19 protein-coding genes, 1 riboswitch and 1 other annotated feature are annotated in these 23,393 nt (G+C 31.9%); of the genes, 11 read left to right on the top strand and 8 right to left on the bottom strand.

The annotated features are described in order from the left end of the window. Positions 1–29: 29 nt before the first annotated feature. Positions 30–755 (top strand): DUF6448 family protein, encoded by a 726-nt coding sequence (locus tag bsdE14_RS04820; RefSeq protein WP_264848829.1) that lies wholly within the window; start codon positions 30–32, stop codon positions 753–755. An 88-nt stretch (positions 756–843) separates the two neighbouring features. Continuing rightward, a complete protein-coding gene (gene lepB, locus bsdE14_RS04815; RefSeq protein WP_264848828.1) occupies positions 844–1,359 on the top strand; it encodes a signal peptidase I in 516 nt (171 codons plus the stop codon). Between the two features lie 77 nt (positions 1,360–1,436). Here lepB and bsdE14_RS04810 read toward each other — a convergent pair whose 3' ends face one another. Further along, positions 1,437–2,051, bottom strand: coding sequence for a 4Fe-4S binding protein (locus bsdE14_RS04810; protein ID WP_264848827.1), 615 nt, complete (start codon positions 2,049–2,051; stop codon positions 1,437–1,439). 5 nt (positions 2,052–2,056) lie between these two features. Then, on the bottom strand, positions 2,057–2,380 hold the full coding sequence (locus tag bsdE14_RS04805; protein WP_264848826.1) for a cupin domain-containing protein: 324 nt from the start codon (positions 2,378–2,380) through the stop codon (positions 2,057–2,059). A 77-nt stretch (positions 2,381–2,457) separates the two neighbouring features. On the opposite strand from bsdE14_RS04805, the gene bsdE14_RS04800 reads away from it, so the two are divergent. Continuing rightward, positions 2,458–3,135 carry a Crp/Fnr family transcriptional regulator gene (locus tag bsdE14_RS04800; RefSeq protein WP_264848825.1) on the top strand — a complete coding sequence of 226 codons (678 nt, stop codon included), beginning with the start codon at positions 2,458–2,460 and terminating at the stop codon, positions 3,133–3,135. A gap of 178 nt (positions 3,136–3,313) precedes the next feature. Here bsdE14_RS04800 and bsdE14_RS04795 read toward each other — a convergent pair whose 3' ends face one another. The 5 genes from bsdE14_RS04795 to bsdE14_RS04775 form a co-directional block, all read right to left on the bottom strand. After that, positions 3,314–5,011 (bottom strand): glutamine--tRNA ligase/YqeY domain fusion protein, encoded by a 1,698-nt coding sequence (locus bsdE14_RS04795; RefSeq protein ID WP_264848824.1) that lies wholly within the window; start codon positions 5,009–5,011, stop codon positions 3,314–3,316. Between the two features lie 137 nt (positions 5,012–5,148). Then, positions 5,149–5,405, bottom strand: a binding site (T-box leader). A gap of 64 nt (positions 5,406–5,469) precedes the next feature. Next, a complete protein-coding gene (locus bsdE14_RS04790; RefSeq protein WP_264848823.1) occupies positions 5,470–6,849 on the bottom strand; it encodes a sensor histidine kinase in 1,380 nt (459 codons plus the stop codon). A 13-nt stretch (positions 6,850–6,862) separates the two neighbouring features. Beyond that, complete coding sequence (locus bsdE14_RS04785) at positions 6,863–7,528, bottom strand: response regulator transcription factor (RefSeq protein WP_264848822.1); 666 nt, start codon at positions 7,526–7,528, stop codon at positions 6,863–6,865. A 165-nt stretch (positions 7,529–7,693) separates the two neighbouring features. Further along, positions 7,694–8,494 (bottom strand): GumC domain-containing protein, encoded by an 801-nt coding sequence (locus tag bsdE14_RS04780; RefSeq protein WP_264848821.1) that lies wholly within the window; start codon positions 8,492–8,494, stop codon positions 7,694–7,696. Between the two features lie 110 nt (positions 8,495–8,604). After that, positions 8,605–8,943, bottom strand: a complete 339-nt coding sequence (locus bsdE14_RS04775) for a hypothetical protein (RefSeq protein WP_264848820.1) — start codon at positions 8,941–8,943, stop codon at positions 8,605–8,607. Between the two features lie 167 nt (positions 8,944–9,110). Between bsdE14_RS04775 and bsdE14_RS04770 the strand changes: the two genes are divergently transcribed. The 6 genes from bsdE14_RS04770 (at position 9,111) to bsdE14_RS04745 (ending at position 18,700) form a co-directional block, all read left to right on the top strand. Then, positions 9,111–10,646 carry a methyl-accepting chemotaxis protein gene (locus tag bsdE14_RS04770; protein WP_264848819.1) on the top strand — a complete coding sequence of 512 codons (1,536 nt, stop codon included), beginning with the start codon at positions 9,111–9,113 and terminating at the stop codon, positions 10,644–10,646. Between the two features lie 208 nt (positions 10,647–10,854). Beyond that, complete coding sequence (locus tag bsdE14_RS04765) at positions 10,855–13,173, top strand: putative bifunctional diguanylate cyclase/phosphodiesterase (RefSeq protein WP_264848818.1); 2,319 nt, start codon at positions 10,855–10,857, stop codon at positions 13,171–13,173. 192 nt (positions 13,174–13,365) lie between these two features. Beyond that, positions 13,366–13,546: riboswitch (cobalamin riboswitch) on the top strand. A gap of 228 nt (positions 13,547–13,774) precedes the next feature. After that, on the top strand, positions 13,775–14,629 hold the full coding sequence (locus bsdE14_RS04760; RefSeq protein ID WP_264848817.1) for a YitT family protein: 855 nt from the start codon (positions 13,775–13,777) through the stop codon (positions 14,627–14,629). 191 nt (positions 14,630–14,820) lie between these two features. Then, positions 14,821–16,584 (top strand): DUF2207 domain-containing protein, encoded by a 1,764-nt coding sequence (locus tag bsdE14_RS04755; RefSeq protein ID WP_264848816.1) that lies wholly within the window; start codon positions 14,821–14,823, stop codon positions 16,582–16,584. 250 nt (positions 16,585–16,834) lie between these two features. Next, positions 16,835–17,239, top strand: coding sequence for a MerR family transcriptional regulator (locus tag bsdE14_RS04750; protein WP_264848815.1), 405 nt, complete (start codon positions 16,835–16,837; stop codon positions 17,237–17,239). Positions 17,240–17,260: 21 nt separating this feature from the next. Then, a complete protein-coding gene (locus bsdE14_RS04745) occupies positions 17,261–18,700 on the top strand; it encodes an MFS transporter (RefSeq protein WP_264848814.1) in 1,440 nt (479 codons plus the stop codon). 103 nt (positions 18,701–18,803) lie between these two features. Here bsdE14_RS04745 and bsdE14_RS04740 read toward each other — a convergent pair whose 3' ends face one another. Further along, positions 18,804–19,670, bottom strand: coding sequence for a LysR family transcriptional regulator (locus tag bsdE14_RS04740; RefSeq protein WP_264848813.1), 867 nt, complete (start codon positions 19,668–19,670; stop codon positions 18,804–18,806). 154 nt (positions 19,671–19,824) lie between these two features. Between bsdE14_RS04740 and bsdE14_RS04735 the strand changes: the two genes are divergently transcribed. Both bsdE14_RS04735 and bsdE14_RS04730 read left to right on the top strand, forming a co-directional pair. Beyond that, entirely contained in the window at positions 19,825–21,558 is a 1,734-nt protein-coding gene (locus bsdE14_RS04735; protein ID WP_264848812.1) for an ABC transporter ATP-binding protein, read from the top strand. Next, positions 21,558–23,297 (top strand): ABC transporter ATP-binding protein, encoded by a 1,740-nt coding sequence (locus bsdE14_RS04730; protein ID WP_264848811.1) that lies wholly within the window; start codon positions 21,558–21,560, stop codon positions 23,295–23,297. Before bsdE14_RS04735 ends, bsdE14_RS04730 begins: the two co-directional genes overlap by 1 nt. Positions 23,298–23,393 lie beyond the last annotated feature (96 nt).

The following is a 23,393-nucleotide window of genomic DNA, read 5'->3' as shown; positions in this document are numbered from 1 at the left end:
AAAAAAATATATTTTAGGAGGAATTTTAAATGATAAAATTCAAAAAATCAAAATCCTTAAGGTCACTTGTGATGGCTTTGGCAATTGTTGCAGCGATACCTACAATGGCAAGTGCCCATTGTGACACAATGGATGGTCCAACTGTGGGAGATGCTAAAAAAGCTATAGAATCAAACAATGTTAATTATGTATTAAAGTGGGTTACCCCTGAAAATGAAAAAGAAGTCTCTAAAATATTTGACCTAAGTATGAAGGTTAGAAAACTAAGTCCGGAGGCAGAGGAGTTAGCTGACAATTATCTTTTTGAAAATCTAGTGAGAATCCATAGAGCTGGAGAGGGAGCACCATTTACAGGTGTAAAGCCATCAGGAACTCCTATTGATGAGAAGGTACTGGCTGCAGATAAGAGTATCGAAGTTGGAAACTTATCACCTTTAGAAAAATATGTTGAAAAAGACAAAATGCCTGAACTTAAAGAAAGATTTGATAAGGTAATGTCTTTAAAGAATTTTGATGTAAACAATGTTGAAGCAGGGAGGGAATACATTGAAGCTTATGTTAAGTACTTCCACTTTGCTGAAGGTGAAGAAGAGGAAGCTGCACATGGTACTGAAGCTACTCATGAAGCTGCTAAGTATGAGACTAGTAATGATAAAGCAGAAGCTCTACCCATTATTCCATGGAGTTTAGCAGGCGTATTTTTCACTACAACTGTGGTATTAGCTGTTGTGCATCATAAGAGTCATACAAAGTAGGAAATAAATATATTTACCCTCTATTGGTTCAAATACCAGGAGGGCAAGTTTTTATACCATGTCAATAAAAAACTAGAGAGGTGGAGCTGTGAACACTGTTAGAAGTTTTGTAAAGGAATGGCTGCTCACAATAATTTTTGCCATAGTTATTGCCATAGCAATTAATAAATTTTTATTCTTCTTAATTTCTGTACCAAGTGGATCTATGTATCCTACAATAAAACCTAAAGATAAAATTATAACTACAAGAATGTATAATTTCGAAAAGATAAAAAGAGGAGAAATATTGGTTTTTTATTCTCATGAATTTGAAGAAACAATGGTCAAAAGAGTTATTGGACTTCCAAATGATTTAGTTGAAATAAAAGAAGGTGGCTCAGTGTTTATAAACGGCAATAGAATAGAAGAGCCTTATATAATGTATCCAGACAGCAGGACTGGAACCTTCAAGATACCACAGGGAAAATATTTGTTTTTAGGTGATAACAGAGTGCATTCTTTAGACAGTCGTTCTTGGAAGGAGCCTTTTATTTCTGAAAAGGATATAAAAGGAAAAGCAGTTTCTATTTTATTGCCTTTAGAAAGAATATCAAAACTTCATTAGATAAAAAGTCAGATTTATCCTTCACATTGGAGTAAAAGCTTGTAGTAATTTTAAAATAGTGCACTAATTTTAGTGCACTATTTATAAGTAATAGCCTTTTGTCTGCAGTTTGTAGAACATTCCATGCAAACAAGGCAATGAGCCTTTAGAATTTCATGGCCTTTTATATTCTTATTTACAGCTTTAGCTGGGCATACACGTCTACAAGCACCACAATTATTGCACTTATCTGCATTAATTTTCATGGAGTGTCTAGCTTTTGATGCTGGAAAGCTCATTATTGTACCATAAGGACATAAATAGCGGTGCCACAGCTCTTCTGGGAAAAATAACGTTAATAATATGCCCATAGCAAACAAGTGGATTAAAACAGGCAAATTCCTGCCGGTAATTCTTATAAAAATAAAAACTGCAATAAACAATCCCATAACTAGGTAGCGCACCCAAGGTTTAGAGAGAAACTTTGGTATTTTAAAACTTTTAATATGGAGTTTTTTCTTAATACTTGTAACTACCTTAATAACTGTATTGATGGGGCAGATCCAGCCACAATATATGCGACCTAATAGAAATGAAGATAAAATCCCCAGTAGCAGTATAAGCATCCACATTTGAATCTTAGTATTAATAAATAACAAGATGAATAGAATAAGAAAAACAGTTTGTACTATTATTTGTAAAGTTCTTTTCATGGATTTTACTCCTGATAATTTTTAGGATTTGGGGATTTTACTACAAAAAGTTCCAGTACGTCTTCATCAAAATTATTAACATTCATTTTTGTGTTGTAAGGTATATTAATGATATTACCCTTAGCATATTTATGTGGATCTTGTTCATCAAGTCTTAATGTGAGATTCCATCTAATGACAAACATATAAACATTTGAATTTGAATAGTGTTCAGGAAGTCCTTCACCCTTTGGTAAAACCATATGATTTATCAATACATGTTCATCATCAATAAGTTTTTCAATGTTTTTTGTGTCATGGGTTGAATAGTTATAAACTTTTTCTACCATAATAAAGCTCCTTTCATATTCCAATTTCCTATAGTATACTTTATATTAGAATTTAAAAAAGTTACCATGGTAACTTTTTGGAGGCGATTAAAATAAATATTGATGAGTACATAAACGCCATATCTAGTCTAAATATCTTTAGCAGCTTTACTAAAGATGAGCTTAGAAAAGTGTTTAGTTCCTCAAAATATGAAATTAAAGAATATGGAAAAGAACAAATTATACATCTTCAAAATGAATTATGCAGTACCATGGACATTATTTTGAATGGACAAGCATCTGTGCAGAACATAGATGAAAACGGAAATATATTGAAAATAAACACTTTTACAAGTAAGGATATTATAGGAGTAAACCTTATTTTTGCTAGAAGAAATTATTATCCTATGACAGTGGTAGCAGCGTCTAAAGTTACTATGCTTCATATGGAAAAAGAATTAATACTTGAACTTTGCAGTAATAGAAACTTTATGATTGAGTTAATGACTGCTATTTCAGATAAAACTATCATTTTAACTGATAAAATAAAGACTATATCAATGAAAACCATAAGACAATGCATTATAGATTTTATTAAATACGAATACCATATACAAAATAGCAATGTAATTAAACTTAATACATCTAAAAAAGATCTGGCTGAAAGATTAGGAATACAAAGATCATCCTTAAGTAGAGAGCTAAATAAAATGAGAAGGGATGGATTATTAGAATATGACGCCAGGACGATTACACTTAAAAATATTGATATTTAATTTTTATAGTATTAAAAAGTAAAAAACTAATGAATAGTCTTATATTTTTATGAATAATAAAGCCCGCTATATCAGAGATTTATTACTGATATGGCGGACTTTTTGTATAGCAGGTTATAGTTAAAGTGTGTAATAAAAATGCTGCTAGAGATTATTAACACTTCAAATATAACGGTGGTTAACCATTATTCTTTTTCCAAGAATCCTTTAGAGAAACAATTCTATTAAATACCAATTTATCTGCTGTAGTATATTTACTATCAACGCAGAAGTATCCAGTTCTAATAAATTGGTACTTACTTTCTATAGGAGCATCCTTTAAACAAGGTTCAACATAGCAATTTTTAAGAACAACTAAAGATTTTGGATTAAGCTTATCTTCCCAAGTTTTTGATTCATCTTTTAATAGAGATTCATCTTCTAATAGCTTATCGTAAAGGTGAACTTCTGCATTAATTGCTGTTTCAGCATCTACCCAATGTATTGTTCCTTTAACTTTACGTCCTTCAAAGCCTGAACCACTTTTGGTCTCTGGATCGTAGCTACAGTGTAGTTCTATAATTTCACCTGTGCAAGCATCCTTAATTACTTCATTACATTTTACAAAATATGCTCCTTTTAAACGGACTTCTTTACCTGGAGATAATCTGTGGAAGCCTTTTATTGGCTCTTCCATAAAGTCCTCTTTTTCTATATAAAGTGTTCTTGAGAACTTAACTTTTCTTTTTCCAAGCTCTGGGTTTTGAGGGTTATTTTCGATTTCAAGCAATTCACTTTCATTTTCTGGATAGTTAGTAATCACAACCTTAAGAGGGTTTAAAACTGACATAACGCAAGGAACTTTAAGCTTTAAATCATCCCTCAAGCTGTGCTCCAGCATAGAGATATCAACAGTAGTTTCGCTTTTAGCAACTCCTATTTCCTCAAGAAAGTTAACTATACTTTCAGGGGTAAAACCTCTTCTTCTCAGCCCTTTTAAAGTAACAAGTCTTGGGTCATCCCAGCCGTCAACATAATTACCAAATACCAATTCTCTCAAGTACCTTTTACTTGTTACTACTCCAGTTAAATTAAGTCTTCCAAACTCTCTTTGCTTTGGTGGTTCCTTGATATCTAATTCATTTAAAACCCATTCATATAGAGGTCTGTGATTTTTAAATTCTATAGAGCAAAGTGAGTGGGTAACTCCTTCAATGTAATCTTGAAGAGGATGAGCGAAGTCATACATAGGATATATGCACCATTCATTGCCAGTCTTATAATGGCTAGTATGGAGTATTCTATATATAACAGGATCTCTCATGTTTATATTAGGGGATGACATATCGATTTTTGCCCTAAGCACCTTAGCACCATTAGGAAATTCACCACTTCTCATTCTTTCAAATAAATCGAGATTTTCTTCTATAGTTCTATTTCTGTAAGGACTATCTATACCACCTTCCGTTAATGTGCCTCTGTATTCCCTTATCTCATCAGAGGAGAGGTCACAAACATAAGCTTTGCCCTTTTTTATAAGCTCAACCGCATAATTATATATTTGTCTTGAATAGTCGGAGCCATAAAAAATTCTATCACCAGGATCAAAGCCAGCCCACTTCATATCCTCAATAATTGAATTTACATATTCTATATCTTCTTTTAGAGGATTGGTATCATCAAAACGTAAATTAAATTTACCATTATATTTTTTTGCAATGCAGTGGCTTATATTTATAGCATAAGCGCTTCCAATGTGAAGGTATCCATTTGGTTCAGGTGGAAACCTTGTGCAAATGTCTCTAGAGTAGTTATTATTTTCTATGTCCTCTTCAACTACCTTTTGTAGAAAATTTATATTACTTTCTTCTGTGAGATTTAAATCTAAATTATCCATATTACCCTCCTATTTTCGTTATGAGTTCGCAACAATTATTAGCTATTATGGCTCATGAATTTTCTTAATCATCTATTAAATTTTACTACTTTATTTTATATAAAATAAAAAACTCTCACCCCCAAGACTATTTCAGCCTTGGGGACGAGAGTATTAATCACGTGGTGCCACCCCATTTCATCAATATGTTTCCATATTGACCTCTTCAGATACGGCATCATTATAATGCTTATATCCTAGCTCTATAACAGGAGCTCCTGTCACAGCCTCCCCTAAAAAGGATCGGTGTAAGACTCAGAGGCTTGTTTCAATAGATAATTTTTTGCTCTTTTTCAGCTGCCAGAGCTCTCTGTAAAAAAACACATCTATTTACTCTTCTCATCATTGTCAAATAAAATATTAGCTTTATTTTATCATAATATGATATAAATTATACTATGTCAATTAGTTTTTATACATTAATTATCTTTTTTCAAAGTAATAATAAAGGATACACCAATTTCATCATTTTTGGCCTTTATTGTACCATTGTACATGCTCACAATTCTTCTTACTATATCAAGACCAAGGCCAAAGTTACCGCCTTTATCCTTGTTAAAGGTATCAAAAATAGTCTGGAGCTTTTCAGGATGGATGTGTTCTCCATCATTGTAAATAGTTATATACTGGTATGTGCTGTCTTCATAAACGTTTATTTTAATTATATGCTTTGCATACCTTAATTGATTATCTATAATATTTTCAAAAACAACGGCCCACTGTTCTTCATCGCCTAATATTTTAATATCGCTTATGTTAAGCTCAAAGTCTATTTTTTTCTCATTATATATAAAGCTATTAACAACTTTATCAACTAAAGGGTTTATATTTATCTTGCCAAAATCACTAATATGCTTTGACATGTATCTGATTTTTGTAAGGTAGAGAAGATTTTTTATTCTCTTTTGCATACTTTCTGCTTCAGTATCTATAACTTTCATAGTGTTTTCTAAATTACCCTTTGGATAAATACGGTCTTCAACAGCCCTTACATAGCTTCTGATTACCATTAGAGGAGTTTTTAAATCATGAGAGACCTGCTGAAGCATTGTCTGCTCATATTCATCCTGTTTAACTAGTTCTTTTCGCATCTCTTCAATTGACTTTGAAAGTTCTCCGATTTCATCATCCCTATCTATATCAATACTCTCATGCCATTGCTTTATACCAATCTTCTTTACCTTATTCTCTAATTGTCTTAGTGGTACTACTAGTTTTTGTGCTAAATATTTTGCAGCAATAAGACTTATTATTAGAGCAATAATCATTGTTGTAAATAGTTTTCTTAGCAAATTTCTTGAAAGAGAATTCCTATATGTATCCCACATATAAGAAACTATAAAATTACCTTTTTTCTTATCATTATTTACCCTTATTACATAAAGCACTCTTCCAGAACCGGTTATTTGAACATACCTTTTAGTAGTTACAGTTTGGGCTTCAGCTTGATTTTTCAGCTTTTTAAGAAAGAGTTCTGCATTTGCCTTATTAGGAACGAACTTTTCTATCTTTGTTAGATTAGCTTCATCATTGGAAAAATTAAGCCTAATATGCTTAACGTCACGAATATCATTACTTGCAGCTCCGGTTATAACTTCTTCTTTTAAGCCTGTTTCTCCTAGAGCCTTTTGTATTGTATTCTCCTGAGCTATCTCAATGGTGTTATACATTTCATCAGTAAAAAATTTTCTTATAGTGAAAGAAAAGTACGTGGATAGTAAAATAAATATAATTACGATTACCGAGGTGAATACAAGCCATATTTGCATTGAAAGGGGCCAATTTTTTAATTTTTTCATAAATGTATCCTTTCTAATTTAATAGTCTGTATCCATGACCATATATAGTTTCAAGCTTTAACTTTGGCAGCTTTTTTCTAAGTCTTCTTACTAAATCATCAACCACTCTATCACTGCCAAAATAGTCATCTCCCCACAGATCATATAATATCTGCTCTCTTGAAATTGCTCCACCTTTTTTGTTTATGAGCAAAGCAAGTAAATCAAATTCTCTAGAGGTCATCATAACTTCCTCAAGTTGGTCTTTAACAATTCTTTTTTCCATGTCGATAGAGTATTCGTCTATTGCTATTACATTCTTACTTTTTTCAGTGCCATAAACTCTTTTTAGAAGCTTTTGAACTCTAATAACAAGCTCTCTTGGCATGAAGGGTTTAGAAATGTAGTCATCACTGCCCATTTCAAGTCCAATAATTCTATCTATGTCTTTATCTCTTGCAGATATGAAGATTACAGGAATATCCTTATCTTTATCCTTTATTTCCTTTAGAAGTTGAAATCCATCTATGTCAGGCAGCATAATATCTAATACCCATAAATCAGGTGGAGTGAATATGTACTTTCTAGCCGATTCACCATTTAAGAAGGAAGTAACCTGAAATCCCTCATTTTCAAGGTAAGACTTCAATATATCATTGAGATTTTCCTCATCTTCTACTAAATATATTTCATAACTCATATAGGCAAAACACCCCCAAATAGAATTTACAATATAATTATAACAATAAGCTATTGAATTATTAAGTTATAATTTAGCATTTAGTAATGAAATAAATGCACAACTTTAGAATTTAATTCTAAAGTCATGCATTATTATTAAATATGCAGATAAGCTATTAAGGTTTTAGTTTAAAGAGGCTAATATTTGGTTGAGTATTGTACCCCTTTGTTTAATATTGGCAAGAATAGCAGACTTTTTATCAATTATGGATTTAAATGTTGTTTCAGCAGCAGTATAATCTTTATTCTTTATATTTTCTTTAAAAGTATTCCAAAGCTGTGCTTTTTCCTGTTCTTGAGTTTTAATTGTTTCATGTATTGTTTTAGCTTGCTCTAGCTGATTTTTAACATTATCTTTTAGCTGACTGTTAGCGTTTTTTATATTTTTTAGCTGTTCTTTTAGTGGTTCTATCTGAGCCTTGATTGCATCATCCTTAGCTTTAAGCTGGCTAATTTGATTATTAAGATCTAATATTTGCTGTTCAATGCTCTTCATTTTATCTACATCTTTAGCTTTAACAGCATCTTTATACTGAGTTCTTAGTGAAAGTCTCTGCTGATGAAGCTGCTTAGCTTGTTCCACTAATGACTTTCTTTGAGCTGCTAAATCCTTTAACTTAGATACGGTGTCTGAACTCAAAGCAGTTTTTGCTTTAAGCTTATCCTTTATTTGTTTAGCTGAGTTATTATTAGCAGTTTGTGCTTCTTGTGTTTGTTGCCTAAGTGCAACAAGCTGATTCATGTAGTCATAGTATACCTTTAAAAAGGCGTCCCTAGCTTGTTTTTGCTCAGGTGTAAGAGTTTCATTTTGTGAGGCTTTGACAGTTTGAGCGGGAGTAGTTGTATCATTGCCCTCAGCATAAGCAATTGTGGACATGCTTGAAATTAGAGAAATTGTTAGTAAAGCAGATAATAATTTTTTCATTTTATAATCCTCCTTGTATTTATTTGAGTTTCGAAATAATTATTAATTGTTACACATACTGTATTTCTTAGGGGTGCTGAAGATTACTTACTGTTCAGTCTCCTAATTTTTTATTTAACACTAAAGCTTGAAGATATATTTTTTAAATCAGTGTTTTCATTTAGTAGAGCATTTATTTCGTCTGAACTTAGCTGTACAGATTGACTATCAACAGAATCTAATTGGGTGGAGGAGTCATCACCAGTAGATTTTAATAAGTCATCATCTGTAATGCTTTTGCTGTCTTTATTTGTTGATACAGTATTATTAGCTGAAGTATTAGAGCTTTGATATGTAGTGTTTTCAGCCTTCAAAGCACTAGATACCTTTTGCTTGTTAGCACAGCCAGTTAATAGCAAGGCAATTAAAGTTAGTGAGCTTACTATTCCTAAAATAAATTTTCTTTTCAACGTTATCACCTCGATTCTTAATATACTTTTATTATAAAAGTTGTTTGTGGTATAAATTTTAAATAACTGTGTGAAATTGTGTGAAATGAAAGTTTATTTTTAAAAGGTAAGTTATAAAAGTTAAGAAGATATTGACTGAAAACATTTACATGGTATAATATAGGTATATGATAGTTCGACTATCATATACCTATATTACAAATGGAATAATTAAGGGGATGGAGCAAAGCATGAACAAATCAGAGATTATTGAAAAAAATGAAAAAGAGGTAAATGGCATAATTATTAAAATCAATAGTGCACTTTTTATTCTGTTTCCTGTATGTATAATTCTTAATTTGTTAAAGATTCTAGCTGTTCCATGGAATTTTGTTATTGCTCTTTGTGCTGTAGGAATACCGGTTTGTGCTATTCCATTGATCTATAAGGCTTTAAAACTTAACATGAGTTATTTTAAGTATGTTGAAGTATTTACAGTTATAATAATACAGACGACTATTTTTGGAATGATATATATGACTGGTGCATTTTTCTGGTTTATACCCATTGCAATAGCATGTCTATATTTTGATGCAAAGCTGCTAAAAACTACTTTTTTTGCATTAATACCGTCTATTCTTATTGGAGAATTTATTGCATCCCATAATCATGTTTTAATGCAAGCAGAATATCAATGGATACCTCTTCATATGGTTAGCTTTATTATTCAGTTTGCTATTCTAATTCCTATTTTTATTTCTTTAACTAAAAGAACCCATAATATGCTTTTGTCTAATGCAAAGATTTTTGGAGATCTAGAAAACCGGTTTTCAGAAAATGAAATTGCAGCAAAAAACCTTACTACTTCAGTTAGTCAGCTTTTACAAATTACTGATGAATCCAATTTGGCTGTAAAACAAATTTCTAGTTCAATACAAGATATAGAAGTGGATTCTAGGAATATTGTTGAGTATGCTTTCAATACAAATAAAAATGTGAATAAAATAGTAGATGAGGTCGCTGTTACGGTACAGGAGTCAGAAAATATAATGGTTTATGTAAAGGATATATCTACTATGTCGGAAAAAAGCAAGGGTGAAATTCTAGATTCATTAAATGAAATGCGTAAAATTGAAGTTTCAACAGAAAAGTCAAAAGAAGTAGTTTATGAGCTATGGAATAAAGCAAAGGAAATATTAAATGTAGTTGATACAATAACTGGTATTGCACAGCAGACTAACCTTTTAGCGCTTAATGCAAGTATTGAGGCTGCAAGGGCAGGAGAGGCTGGAAAAGGTTTTGCGGTTGTAGCTCAGGAAGTTAGAAAACTATCAGAACAAGCAGGCTCAGCTGCAGAAGATATAAGAAAGCTTTTAGATAGTATTACTGATAATGTAAATCATGCAGTATATTCAATTTCTGATACATATAAAATTGTTGCCTCAGGACTAGAAAAGACAGAAAAAACAGTAATTAATTTTGATAATATGCTTGAAATGCAGAAGGACATTGTAAATCGTGTAGATAATATTACTTATTTGGTGCAGTGCTCTAAAGAATATGCTTCAGCAATTAAGGAAACTATGGATACGCTATGTAATAAAAACACAAAGAGTCATTCTAATATATTATGCATTTCATCCTCAATAGAGCAGCTTCTCGCTTCATCAAAAGAAATGCTCTCATACATTCAGAACATAGAAAAAGAATCTAGAGCTTTATAAAGTATATTAATAAAAAAATAGGCTATGAGAATTTTTTTCTTATAGTCTATATTATTTATTTAAAAAAAACATGAAAAAGTTCCCAAATAATTACTTTAATGCTTTAGTATCTTAAAATAAATATAATAAAGGTCTAAAAAAAATACATATTTAGTCGATATATAACTAATAGATAATATTTTTGGATGGCTAAAGGAGGGGGATTGCTATGGAAAAGAGAAAATTTATCGTAAGGAGTTCAATTTTAGCCTTAGGGCTGCTAGCCTATTATGTAACATGTATGCTAGGTATGGATACTTTGAGCAATATAATATCCCCTATTCTGCTATTTATTTCAGCTTATTATATTTATTATGCTTATAAAAATACATATGAAACTCATGTTAGCTGGCTGCTTTTATCTTTGGCTTGCCTAAGTTATGGCATAGGTGATTTTGTATGGGCTTATTATGCAATTGTATTGAAACTCGACCCTACAGAAATAACTATGTTTTCCTATCTCTATTTGATACCAAATATTTTTATAGCAGCAGCTGTTTTAGCTTATTTTTTAACTTATTTTCGAAAGTGGAATATTATTCAATTGGGATTGGACTTTATCGCAACTATGACTATTGGTATCAGTTTGTTATGGGTAATTATTTTTAAAGATAATTTTAGCACAGCCTTATTATTTGATGCGGAGAACTTAGCAATCTTTTTATACATATTAACAGACTTCATTGCAGTAAGTAATATTTTTATAATGTTTATATCAGTTAGAAGAAGAAAAATCTCAGATACTTTAAAGTTAATTATAATCTCTGTATTTTTGTACACAGGTGCAGATTTAGTAAATTCTTATCAGATGTTAAATAATACCTATAAGCCAAACTCTTTAATAGATGTAATTTTTATTTTCGCACTAATGTTGTTTGCTTTTGCAAGCGTACTTGAGTTATACAAGCCAACTAAACATCCTAAGGATATTGAGTTCTCATTACCTGAAAATATAGGCAAGAGCTCAAAGATAAGGCTCTTGTTATTAGCACCACTATTATTATTGTTAGTTGGTTCCTTTAAATTGAATGTTACACTATTGTTTTTTTCTATTATAGTACTTCATCAAATGTTAAGTGGATATGTACAAAACACTGCAGTTAATGAGTCTTTACTAAAGAGAGAAAAATCGCTAAACGATTCACTTGAAGGAAAGATTAAGATAAGAACTGAGGAACTTATAGATCTTAATAGTGAGTTAGAGAGAATTTCAAGGGAAGATTCTATAACTGGCCTCAATAATCGTAGATATTTTATGGACGAGCTAGAAAAAATGATTAAAAATGCTAAGGGAAATCATACGGTAGTATTATTATATATGGATTTGGATAGGTTTAAAGCTATAAATGATTCCTTTGGACATGATATGGGAGATAAAGTATTAATTGAAATAGCTAATAGGCTTAAAAGTTTAAAAAATAATTCTATGCTTTTGGCTCGTTTAGGTGGAGACGAATTTGTCATTGCTATGGATGGTCAATTTGAAAAATATCTAATTTTTAAATTGGCTGAGGACATAATAAAGTTATGCAATAAACCTATTATTATTGAGCCATATCAGTTTAAGGTAATGCTTAGTATAGGAATTTCAATATATCCAAAGGATGCAGTAGATAGAAACATGCTAATGAAAAATGCAGATATTGCAATGTATTATGCAAAGTCAGAAAACAGCAAGCATTATGCTTTTTTTAACTCTCTAATAAGTGAGAAGATCCAGCGAAATCATGAAATAGAGTTATTACTAAGAAAGGCAGATTATGATAAGGAATTTGAGCTTTACTTTCAACCTCAGTTTAGCATTCCTAGTGAAGAAATAGTAGGTGCAGAAGCGCTGCTTAGGTGGAAAAACCCTCGTAAGGGATTTATATCGCCAGGTGAATTTATACCTATTGCTGAAGAGTGTGGAGCTATTGTGGATATAGGGTACTGGGTTATAAATAAAGCGTTAGATCAGATTTATCATTGGAATACTAAATATAAAAGACAGCTTAGAATTGGAATAAACATTTCGCCAAAGCAAGTTGATAGTATTAACTTTATGGAAAACCTTGAAAATACAATTAAGAATAAAAAGGTTAGCCCATGCTGGCTAGACGTAGAGATTACAGAAAGCAGTGCCATGAAAAGTGAGATAGCAATGGAAGAATTATTTAATGCACTTGCAAGTTTAGGTGTGCTAATATCAATAGATGACTTTGGAACTGGGTATTCCTCACTTAGTTATATTAAACGTTTTGATATAGATCGAATAAAGATTGCAAAGCAGTTGATTGATGGAATATGCGATGATTATAGCGATGAGCAGATTATTAAGGCTATAATAATGATGACAAAGGCTATGGGGCTTAGAACTATAGCAGAAGGTGTAGAGAAGCATGAACAGTTAGACAAGTTAATAGAACTTGGATGTGATGAAATACAAGGCTATATTTTTGATAAACCCTTACCTGCTTCTGAATTTGAAGAAAAATACTTAAAGAACTGACAGAGATGAGAAGCAGATTTTCAGAACTTTATGAATGATTTTAGTCATAAAATAACAAAGAACATACAAAAATGAAGGATATCCGTCAAAATAGGAAGCATTTTAAGTGTAAAAGCATTATAACTGTGAAAATAGCAGGATATGAAATTTGAATTATGTGTGCTTTTAAAATACAATTAATATAAAGATATAAGTGAATAATAAATTTTAGGTTTTCTATTAATATGAAATTAAAAGGGAATGTGGTAAAAGCCACAACAGCCCCCGCTACTGTGATAGCCTACAAATCTTGTTAACCACTGGCTGAAAAGTTGGGAAGGAAAGAGGAGGATAAAGCTAGAGTCAGGAGACCTGCCTAGGATTTTGCAGCAAGCTTTCGGAGGGAAAGAAATTGTGGTATCTGTAATTTAGTGTACATTGAATATGTAAGAATGCATAAGTGTAAAAGCTTTATGTTTATTTTATTAAGATATTTAAGATACTGTAAAAGGCTTTTCATAAAGGCCTTTTTTGTTTTAATTTAATGTATACTTTTCTTCTAATTTAAGAAAACTGCTGCCAATGCTCACTATATAAAATTAATAGAGAGAAGGCATGTTAAATGGTAAAAGAAAAAAAGGACTTTTTTAAAAGAATAGCTTTAGTAAGCTTGGGGAGTCTTCTATATGCGATAGCAATAAATATTTTTATAGCTCCTCATAGGCTTTTAAGCGGAGGAATAGCTGGGATTTCACTACTAACGCAATATATAACCAATGTACCATCAGGATATTGGGTTTTTATATTGAATATACCTATATTCATATTGGGACTTAAAAAGGTAGACAAGGATTTTGTATTTTTTAGTATGATAGGTATGGTAACAATGTCCATATTTCTAGTATTGACAAAAAATATATCTAGCATTTTCGTAGTAAAGGATTTGTTTATTTCTACTTTATTTGGTGCTGTGATTAGCGGATTTGGAATGGGATTAATATTTAGAAATAGAGCTTCGCAAGGAGGTACTGATATAATAGCAGTGATAATCAGAAATAAAAATGGAGCAAAGATGTCCACTTTGTATTTCATATTAAATGGAGCTATTGTACTATTAGGAGTATTTTTCACAAATCTTGAACTAACTCTTTATACTGTGGTTTTAATGTTTGTAAAATCAATAGTGATAGATAAAGTTATATCAGGGTTTGAGCAAAAAAAGATTATCATGATTGTTACTGAAAAGGAAAAAGAAATGTCAAATATGATAATGAAAGAAACAGGCAGAGGAACTACTTATCTTTATGGAGAAGGGTCATATTCAGGCGAAAAGAAAAAGATAATTTATAGCTTGTTGACTACAAAAGAATTAAATCATATAAAAGGTTTAGTTGAAAAAATAGACAGCAATGCGTTAATTTCTATTTCAGAAGCTGAAGAGATAAGAGGTAAAGGATTTTTAAAACCTGCTTTATAAATTTAGATAATTATGAATAAGCAGCTAAAATTCAATTTTAGCTGCTTATTCATTTGTGCAATTTTTGTACATAAAATCATTTCATGATTAAAAAGTATATGATTATGACATTATATAGAAATGTTGTATTAATTTATGGTAAAATTTTATATATGCATGATAAAATATACAAGCTTTAAGGGGGGATTATATTGAGATTAAACAAATGGGGGATTGGAATTTTTATAGCTATTGTTTTTACAGTGCTATTAAGCAGTAAAGTTCAAGCAGAGGAAATAAAGCTAAAAAGCGATATTATTAAAGCTGAAATTAATCAGGATGGCTCAATGAGTGCCGTTGAAGATCTCAGTTTTGATATTTCAGGTAAGTATAATGGTGTATATAAGGACATTTCTTTTGATAAAGCAGAAGGCATTTCAAATATAACTGTTTCAGAGCTTAAAGGAAGTGAAGCGGCTTATAAGGAAGTGAAATCAGCTAGCAATGGAGACAAAGGAGTATATAGCATAGAAAATAAGTCTAACAGTGTAAAATTAAAAATATATTCTCCATCAAAAGATGAGATAAAAAACTTTAGAATAACTTATAAAATTCCTGGAGCAGTAAAAAAATATAATGATATTGGGGAGCTATATTGGAAGTTCATAGGCAGCAGTAATGAAACGAAAATAGACAATCTGCAAATTAATGTAGTACTTCCTAATGGATCAAAAAAGGAAGAGATGAAGGTTTTTGCGCATGGACCTTTAGATGGAGCATGGAAAATAAAGGACGATAGAATTATAAATTTCTCAGCTTTAAACGTACCAAAAGGAAGATATGTGGAGGTTAGAACCTTATTTCCTAAAGAACTAATCCCACAGGCTAAAGTAAGTAGTAATGAAAACAAATTTGAAAGCATAATGGCAGAAGAAAATAGATATGCTAATGAAAAAATAGAAAAGGAAAGAGAAAGACAAAAGCTTATAGAGGATACAAAAATTATTGCTCTTCTTATGAGTGTTGTAAGCTTATTAATTATTGGCTACATTTTTGTTAGTAGAAAAAAATATTCCAATATAGAGGATTTATTGGCAGCAAAAGATATTGCAAATTATAATCCAGCTATATTAGCTTATAATGCAAAAGAGAGATTAATGCCAAATGATTTAATGGCTGCCGTTATGGAACTTTCAAGACGAGGGTATTTAAGCATTGAGGGTAAAACTGATGAATATAAAATTAAAAGGATAAGGAAAAAAGATGATAATACATATAAACATGAAGCATATTTAATGCATCTGCTTATAGATGAAATAGGAGATGGAAATTCTGTAAGCTTAGACACCATAAAAAATTACAGTAAGAACAAGCCTAATGATCTCAGAAGGCAATTTGCACTTTGGAGAGGCGAAGTAAAGCTTGAAGCAGATAAACTTAATCTCCGGGATAAAAAGGCCGGCAATCTGAAAAGCTTTGTAATTATATTTGAGATTATACTAATAGCAGCGGCTATATTTTTGATTTCTTTGGGAAATATGTACGGCTTTATAAGTATTATTGCTTCTTCATTAACTTTTGCAGCTGTTTTTTTAATTAATACTAGAACACTAGAGAGTGAATTACAGTTAGCGCTGTGGAATAACATGAAGAGAAGAATTAAAAAATTGAACAAGTATGAAATTGAGGAGCTCCAAAAGGAACCTATGCAAGGGGAAATATATCTTATATATGCAGTTTCAATGGGGTTAAGAAGTGATCTGCTTGATAAAATAACTCCAAAGGAAGAAAATGATATTGAGGTAACAGATTCAAGCTTTTGGGCTATGTATTATGTAATGAGTAGTGATGATGATAGCTTTTATAATTCCTTTGAAACATCACTTAAAAATACAGAATACAGCGGAAGCTTTAGCTCCAGTGACAGCAGTGGAGGTTTTGACAGCGGCGGTGGCGGAGGAGCTGGAGGATTTTAATGAGGTAAGAGGTAAGAGGTAAGAGGTAAGAGGTAAGAGGTAAGAGGTAAGAGGTAAGAGGTAAGAGGTTAAAAAGGAATTTTGCCCAAAGGCAAAATTCCTTTTTTTAATAAGTATATAGAATAACCTTAGCTATCAAGCAATAAAAGATAAACGGTACAAATATAAAAAGGTAAGAAGAGAATTAAAAAAACTATAACCTTGGCGTTAAGGTTATAGAAGAGTAAAATATTTAACGGCGGGTGATATTATGGAGAGTAAATATTATAGAATTGAAGAAGTTGCTACAAGAACTGGCCTCACTAAAAGGGCTATAAGATATTATGAGGATATTAAACTAATAAAGCCAGTTAGGACTGAGTCCTCTTACAGAATGTATACAGAAGAAGATGTAGAAAAAATTGTAAGGATTAGAGAACTAAGAGACACTTTAGGCTTCTCTCTAAATGAAGTAAGGGATATTTTTGAGCTTGAAATGGATTTAAAGAGTATATTTAGGGGGGAGAAGCAGGATGTGGAACTAGTAAACAAATCTAAGGAAATAATTAAAGAGCAAATCAAGCTTGTTGAGGGGAAACAGAAAATTCTAAATAGAGCTATGAATAAATATGAAGAACTTCTTGAAAGGTTGGAAGAATTAGATCGCAGCAAATAATATACTAATGGAGGACATGAAATGAAGAAAGATAATTATAAATGGATAGCACTTTCCTGTACAACTATAGGTGCACTATTTTCTGTATTAAGTGGAAGCACATTAATGATAGCACTTCCGGTTATAATGAAAGACTTAAATGCAAGTATGAACGTTGTTACTTGGACAATCATGGGATATATGCTTGCTATGACTATATTAGTTCCATCTATAGGAAGAATGGCCGATATGGTAGGTAGAAAGAAGCTTTACGTAAGTGGCTTTGCGCTATTTACTGTTGCATCCTTGCTATGCGCAATATCTCAAACAGGAGTACAGCTTTTAATATATAGATTAATCCAAGCAGTTGGGGGCTCTTTAATGGTGGCTAATAGTACTGCAATAGTGGCAGATGCATTTCCTAAAAAAGAACTTGGAAAGGCTTTAGGGATTAATAGCATGATTATAAGTATAGCTTCAGTTATAGGACCAATATTAGGTGGTTTTTTGATAAATGTAGGCTGGAGAAGTATATTTTATATAAATATTCCAATAGGCATTATAGGAACTCTTTGGGCTGCATTTCAGCTTAAGGAGACAAGCGTACTATCAGAAAAACAAAAATTTGATATAAAAGGTACATTAACATTTTCAACTGGTATGCTAGCACTTTTAGTAGCATTATCCTTTGGCGGATTTATTGGGTGGTTCAACTTTGCTGTAATAGGTCTTATTGCAGTTTCTATAGCACTTTTATGGTGGTTTGTTAGAATAGAAAATAAAACAGAGGAGCCTATGCTTGATTTAAGGCTTTTAAAAACAAGGGTATTAGCTTTTGCCTATGCAAGTAATCTTTTGAATGGTGTGGCTAGAGGGGCAGTTACCTTCCTGCTTATATTTTTCTTTCAAGGAATTAAGGGAATTGACCCAATAGTTGCTGGTATGCTATTAGCCCCTATGGCTATATCAATGATGATAATTTCTCCAATTAGCGGATATTTATCAGACAAATATGGTGCAAGAATTTTAAGTTCCGTAGGACTACTAGTATCAGCAATAGGGTTGCTTGGTATGATGTTTATAACATCCACAACATCAGTAGCAGAACTTGTTATATGGATGCTTATTATGGGAATAGGCTCTGGAATGTTCTTCTCACCAAATACAAGTGCCATAATGGGTATGGTTCCTGCCAATAAAAGAGGAGTAGCTGCAGGCGTTAGAACAATGGCAACTAATGCTGGAAATGTATTAAGTATAGCTATATCTATGGCAATAATATCTTCTAGTATATCACCAGATGCAATGCAGGCCTTATTTATAGGCACTCAAGTAGGTTCAGAAGGTATTGCCATTGGACAATTTGTTTCAGGATTAAGAATGGCTTTTACTATATCCTTTATATTCAGTATAATCGCTGCTGTAATATCTTATCTGAGAGGACCAGAGCCAGTTTGGTCTCAAGAAGAAAATGCAGCATAAAATTAATAAAATATATAAAACTCGGGTGTGAACCCGAGTTTTTATATATCATCAGTTTTGTAACTTATTGTTTTATTTAACCATTTTAAAATATCATTATAATCTAACCTCTAAAAATATCTAAAAAGTGTTTGGCACTAGTAGATATATATTTATCTTTTATCCAAATTGCTGCAATTTGTGATTGAAGAAAAGAATCTTCTATTATCTTAAGTTTTAGATTGTTATTTGGAACAAGATTAATTGCAGAATATGGTACAATTCCGATTCCAAGTCCAGATGCAGCCCATAGCAAAGTAGTTCTGGCATCATCATTTTTGCAGAAAAACTTTGGTTCAAAGCCAGCGCTTTCACATCTCTCTTTTATCAGAGCTTCAAATCTCCTGTAAACAATTAATGGCTTATCTTTTAGTTCCAAAAGTGAAATTTTTTCATTTTTATTGTCCCAGTCAAGAGTTTGACTCATTACTGCTACCATAGGTTCTGGATCAGCTAGAATGTAATCAAAGCCTTCCATATTAAATGGAGTCCTTACAATTCCTATTTGTATTAATCCATTATGGAGATACTCAATTATTTTATAGGTGTTGCCCTCATATATTTCAAAATTAACTAAAGGATATACGTCATGAAATATCTTTAATCTTTTATCAAATAGTGTAGGGCCTGAAGAGGAAACTGTGCCTATAGATAATGTTCCCTGCATGCCCTTGCTTAAATCTCTTAATTCTTTATATGTAACCTCAGTAAGTTCAACAATTTGCTCAGCACGGTTCCTCAAGACTTGTCCTGCGTCAGTGAGGTGAATTTTCTTACTCCCCCTATCTACTAGCCTTACACCTAGTTCATCCTCCAGAGTTTTAAGTTGATAGCTCAGTGGCGGCTGAGACATATTCAGCTTTTTAGCAGCTGAGGTTATCTGTTCCTCCTCTGCAATAGTTAGAAAGTATTTAAGTTGCTTAATATCCAATTATTAAACCTCCTATCATATAAAAATTGTATGGAATGCATATATATTAAATATTTTTTGTATGTCATAATTTGTGATATTATAATAACGTATTTAGATACAGATAACAAGGGAAATTATTTATAGATACAAAATAGAATTGGAGGAAGTGCTTGTGTTTAAGCTGATAAAATTTTTAAAACCATATAAAAAGCAGGTAATACTTGGCCCGGCATTTAAACTGCTAGAAGCAATCTTAGAATTACTTATTCCATTCTTCATGGCTAGACTTATTGACTATGGTGTAAAGGCTGGTAATTCAGGATATGTTTTTAAAATAGGAGCACTTATGATATTAACTGCAATTATAGGTGCAGGTTCAGCATATGTATGCCAGTACTATGCATCAATTGTGTCCCAAGGTTTTGGAACAGACCTTAGAAATAGGATATTTGAAAAGATAGGTGAATTTTCTTTTAATGAAATAGATATGTTTGGAACTACTTCTTTGGTTAATAGAATTACTAGTGATGTAAATCAGCTTCAGTTCGCAGTAGCTATGCTTATAAGACTTGTAATTAGAGTTCCATTTTTGTGTATAGGCGGACTTATTATGGCAATGGCAATAAATTTAAAGCTGTCTATAATTTTATTTGTTATTATGCCTGTTTTTGCAGGAACTCTATATATGATAATGTCAAAGACTATTCCGCTATATAAAAATGTTCAAAAAAGGCTTGATGGAGTTTCTACTGTGGTAAGGGAAAATTTATCTGGGGTGAGAGTGGTTAGAGCCTTTGCTAGGATTGATAATGAAAGAAAAAGATTCAATAAAGTAAATAGAGAATATGCAGAAACTGCGATTGCAGTGGGTAGGATATCTGCACTATTAAACCCAGTGACAATTGTAATAATAAATTTAGGCGTTGCAGCAGTATTATGGTTTGGCGGAGTACAGGTATATTCAGGAAGCATGACTCAAGGAGAAATAATTGCTTATATAAATTACATAAATATTATTTTATCAGCACTAATTGTGTTAGCAAATTTAGTAATTACCTTTACCAAGGCTGCAGCTTCTGCTAATCGTGTTAATGAAGTCTTAGCTGCTGAACCTTCTGTAGTAGACAGATCAGATAAAAATGCGGTTATTAATGGGATTAAAAGGGAAGCATTAATAGAATTTAAAAATGTGAGCTTTTCTTATAAGGAAGCTTCTGAATATGCCTTAAGAAATATTTCCTTTAAAATAAATCAGGGAGAGACTGTTGGAATCATTGGCTCTACAGGCTCTGGGAAAACTACATTAATTAATTTAATTTGTCGTTTTTATGATGTTTCAGAAGGTGCAGTATTAATAAATGGCATAGATGTAAGAGAGCAGTCTCAGAAGGAACTAAGAAAAAACATAGGACTTGTAGCCCAAAAGGCTGTTTTATTTACTGGTACTGTTATTGAAAACATAAGGTGGGGCAATGAAAGTGCAAGTATAGAAGAAATAGTTGAAGCAGCTAAAACTGCACAGTCAAATGATTTTATAAAAAGGCTGCCTGATGGATATAATACGCTGATTTCTCAAGGTGGAATTAATTTATCAGGTGGCCAAAAGCAGAGACTTACCATAGCAAGAGCGCTAGTGAAAAAACCTAAGGTACTTATTTTAGATGACAGTTCAAGTGCTCTAGACTATGCAACGGATGCAGCACTTAGAAAGCAGCTAAAGGAAAGTACAAGTAATATGACTGTTGTTGTAGTTACACAAAGAATAGCTACAATTAAAAACGCTGATAAGATAATTGTTATGGATGATGGTGAAATTGTGTCCATAGGAAACAATGATGAACTGCTGGAAAAGTGTGAAGTGTATAGGGAAATATATAATTCACAGTTTAATGGCGAGGTGGAATAATGGATAAGAATAAAACCTTAAAGAGGCTTTTTAGCTATATAAAAAAGTATAAAATGCATGTTGTTTTTTCTATAATTACAGCTATCTTAGGTAATGTGTTAGTAATTATTGGTCCATATATAGTGGGAAAAGGTATTGATAAAATTGTAGGAAAAGGGCAAGTTGACTTTAATGCAGTATTAAAAATAATAATTGTAGTTGCGGCTCTGTATGTTACAAGTGCTGTATTTCAGTGGGGACTTCAAGTACTTACAAGTATTATAGCTAATAGAACAATAGAGGATATTAGAAGTGATGCTTTTGAAAAGCTAACTAGAATGCCTCTAAAGTTTTATGATGATAATGCTCATGGTGAGATTATGACAAGGCTTACAAATGATCTTGAATTTGTATCAGAAGGGCTTTATCAAGGAATTACACAATTTGTATCTGGAATTGTAGCTATTGTTGGTTCTCTTATTTTCATGGCGGTTTTAAGCCCTGCTATTACAATGGTAGTAGTATTGATGACACCAGTATGTTTTAAAATTGCTTCTTTTATTACGAAAAGCTCTAATAGATTATTTAAGGAGCAATCAAAAACAATTGGAGAATTAAATGGATATATTGAAGAAATTATAGGTAATCAAAAGATAGTGAAAGCTTTTGGCTACGAGGAAAGGTCACAGGAAAAATTCAATGAAATTAATCAAAGGCTTTATAAATGTGGAAGATGGGCACAATTTTATTCATCCCTAGTTAACCCATCTACAAGGCTTGTTAACAATATAACCTATATATTACTTGGTATAACTGGAGGATTATCTGCCATAGCAGGAAGACTTACTATAGGTAATATTTCTAGCTTTTTAACTTATTCAACTCAATTTTCTCAGCCAATAAACAATATAACTAGTGTTGCAACGCAGCTGCAAGCTGCTATTGCTTCAGCAGAAAGGGTATTTAAAATTTTAGATAAAGAGGAAGAAATGCCTGAAAGTGAGGACTTAATTACTTTGAGTAGTACTAATGGAAAGGTTAGCTTTAATAATGTTTCTTTTTCCTATTCTAAAGAAAGACCTCTTATAAAAAACTTTAATCTAAAGGTGGAAAGCGGAAGCCGCATAGCCATTGTTGGACCAACTGGTGCTGGTAAAACAACTCTTGTTAATCTACTTATGAGGTTCTATGAGGTGGACAATGGAAAAATCTTTGTTGATGATATAGATATAAAAACAGTTACAAAGGACAGTGTTAGAAAATCCTTTGGAATGGTGCTTCAGGATACTTGGCTTTTTTCAGGTACAATACGTGATAATATCTCCTATGGAAAGCCAGAGGCCACAGAAGAAGAGATAATTGCGGCAGCGAAGGCAGCAAATGCTCATAGTTTTATAAAAAGGCTTCATAGGGGATATGATACTTTGATTACTGAAGGTGGAGGTAATCTATCCCAAGGGCAAAAGCAGCTGCTTACCATAGCAAGAGTTATGCTTGCACTGCCATCCATGCTGATACTAGATGAAGCAACAAGCAGTGTAGATACAAGAACAGAAGCTAATATTCAAAAGGCTTTTGATAAGATGATGAAGGGAAGAACAAGCTTCATTATTGCTCATAGGCTTTCTACTATTAAGGAAGCTGATTTAATCCTTGTACTAAATAACGGACAAATAGTAGAACAAGGTAATCATGAAGAATTGCTGCAGAGGAAAGGATTTTATTCTAAGCTATATTATAGTCAATATGAAGGTCAATAAGATTTAATATGTATATTTTAAAGTTAGGATTCTTATGTAAGTTTCCTAACTTTTTTAGTTTTCTTAATAATACAGCTTAATTTGGCACTTGTCTAA

Origin of the sequence: Clostridium omnivorum (genome assembly GCF_026012015.1) — a bacterium.
GTDB lineage: Bacteria > Bacillota > Clostridia > Clostridiales > Clostridiaceae > Clostridium_AX > Clostridium_AX omnivorum.
The sequence above is the reverse complement of the archived record's forward strand: the minus strand, read 5'-3'. Positions and strand labels throughout refer to the sequence as shown.

What these genes read in the sequence shown, in the direction of transcription:
- bsdE14_RS04820 (WP_264848829.1), top strand. Translation starts at nt 30, where the DNA reads ATGATAAAATTCAAAAAATCAAAATCCTTAAGGTCACTTGTGATGGCT.
- bsdE14_RS04810 (WP_264848827.1), bottom strand. Translation starts at nt 2,051, where the DNA reads ATGAAAAGAACTTTACAAATAATAGTACAAACTGTTTTTCTTATTCTA.
- bsdE14_RS04805 (WP_264848826.1), bottom strand. Translation starts at nt 2,380, where the DNA reads ATGGTAGAAAAAGTTTATAACTATTCAACCCATGACACAAAAAACATT.
- bsdE14_RS04795 (WP_264848824.1), bottom strand. Translation starts at nt 5,011, where the DNA reads ATGGATAATTTAGATTTAAATCTCACAGAAGAAAGTAATATAAATTTT.
- bsdE14_RS04790 (WP_264848823.1), bottom strand. Translation starts at nt 6,849, where the DNA reads ATGAAAAAATTAAAAAATTGGCCCCTTTCAATGCAAATATGGCTTGTA.
- bsdE14_RS04785 (WP_264848822.1), bottom strand. Translation starts at nt 7,528, where the DNA reads ATGAGTTATGAAATATATTTAGTAGAAGATGAGGAAAATCTCAATGAT.
- bsdE14_RS04780 (WP_264848821.1), bottom strand. Translation starts at nt 8,494, where the DNA reads ATGAAAAAATTATTATCTGCTTTACTAACAATTTCTCTAATTTCAAGC.
- bsdE14_RS04770 (WP_264848819.1), top strand. Translation starts at nt 9,111, where the DNA reads ATGATAGTTCGACTATCATATACCTATATTACAAATGGAATAATTAAG.
- bsdE14_RS04765 (WP_264848818.1), top strand. Translation starts at nt 10,855, where the DNA reads ATGGAAAAGAGAAAATTTATCGTAAGGAGTTCAATTTTAGCCTTAGGG.
- bsdE14_RS04760 (WP_264848817.1), top strand. Translation starts at nt 13,775, where the DNA reads ATGGTAAAAGAAAAAAAGGACTTTTTTAAAAGAATAGCTTTAGTAAGC.
- bsdE14_RS04750 (WP_264848815.1), top strand. Translation starts at nt 16,835, where the DNA reads ATGGAGAGTAAATATTATAGAATTGAAGAAGTTGCTACAAGAACTGGC.
- bsdE14_RS04745 (WP_264848814.1), top strand. Translation starts at nt 17,261, where the DNA reads ATGAAGAAAGATAATTATAAATGGATAGCACTTTCCTGTACAACTATA.
- bsdE14_RS04730 (WP_264848811.1), top strand. Translation starts at nt 21,558, where the DNA reads ATGGATAAGAATAAAACCTTAAAGAGGCTTTTTAGCTATATAAAAAAG.